This window comes from Aeromonas sp. L_1B5_3 (genome assembly GCF_963866575.1).
Classification (GTDB): domain Bacteria; phylum Pseudomonadota; class Gammaproteobacteria; order Enterobacterales; family Aeromonadaceae; genus Aeromonas; species Aeromonas jandaei.
Window position 1 is genome coordinate 1 of sequence record NZ_CAWMDN010000154.1, and the last position, 1,164, is coordinate 1,164.

Sequence of the window (1,164 nt, forward strand, 5' to 3'; positions counted from 1 at the left end):
CTAAATAGCTGTTCCGAATAGTAGATCACCGGAGGAAGGGAACTCAGTCCAGTTTGTGCGATCTGATTAGTCGCTAAACAAAACAAGCCACACCCAAAGGACTGAGTTGATGCCTATCCTACCACCTCTGCCACGACCACAACGGCGCCGCATTCACAAAATCATCCATGCCACCCGTGATAAAGGACATGCTCGTCGCTTGATGGCCATCTTGCTGTTACATGAAGGACGCACGATCACCGATGTTCATCACCTTACCGGCGCTGCGCGCTCGACCATCGGTCGTTGGCTTCGGTGGTATCGAGATGAAGGCATAGATGCGCTAGAAGCCTTACCGGCTGGCCGTGCCCCAGTCTTACCTATCGCCAAGATTGTCACCTTACTGGTGCTGCTCATGCAGTTTTCTCCGCAAGATTTTGGTTATCAGCGCAGCCGTTGGTGTACTGAACTATTGGCTATAAAAATCAATCGGTTAACAGGGCTCAATGTGGCAGCCTCCACGCTCCGCCGATGGTTACCTCGTATGGGCATTGTCTGGCGCAGGCCCGTGCCGACCTTGCGGATAAAAGACCCAGCCTATCAGGAAAAAATGGCGAATATCGACGCCGCGCTGGCCCGCTGTGATGCCGATAATCCGGTGTTTTATGAGGATGAAGTCGATATAGACCTCAATCCCAAATTAGGAGCCGACTGGATGTTCAGAGCGCAGCAAAAGCGGGTTGTCACACCGGGGCAGAATGCCAAGCATTATCTGGCAGGCGTTCTCCACGCAGGCAACGGAAGGGTACTTTACGTCAGCGGGATCAAGAAAAACTCATCGCTGTTTATTGCCATGCTGGAAAAGCTGCGCCACCACTACCGACGAGCCAAAACCATCACGTTGATCCTCGATAACTACATCATTCACAAAAGCAAACAGACCGAGCGATGGTTGAAGAAGAATCCCAAGTTCTGCCTGGTGTTCCAGCCAGTTTACAGCCCTTGGGTTAATCACATAGAACGGCTATGGCACAAGTTACATGAAACCATCACGCGCAATCATCAATGCAGAGGGATGGCAAACCTGCTGGCCCGAGTGAAACACTTCATGGATACCGTGTCTCCTTTCCCGGGGAATGGCTATGGCACAGCGAAGGTGTAGCACTATTGGGATCAGTTATTTAG

The 1,164-nt window shown here is 51.5% G+C and carries 1 protein-coding gene; it reads left to right on the forward strand.

Annotation, left to right across the window (positions count from 1 at the left end):
- Positions 1 to 109: 109 nt before the first annotated feature.
- Complete coding sequence (locus AACR93_RS20050) at positions 110 to 1,141, forward strand: IS630-like element ISAhy2 family transposase (RefSeq protein WP_001809438.1); 1,032 nt, start codon at positions 110 to 112, stop codon at positions 1,139 to 1,141.
- Positions 1,142 to 1,164: the final 23 nt, after the last annotated feature.

Coding starts and splice junctions, on each gene's coding strand:
- AACR93_RS20050 (WP_001809438.1), top strand. CDS start 110: ATGCCTATCCTACCACCTCTGCCACGACCACAACGGCGCCGCATTCAC.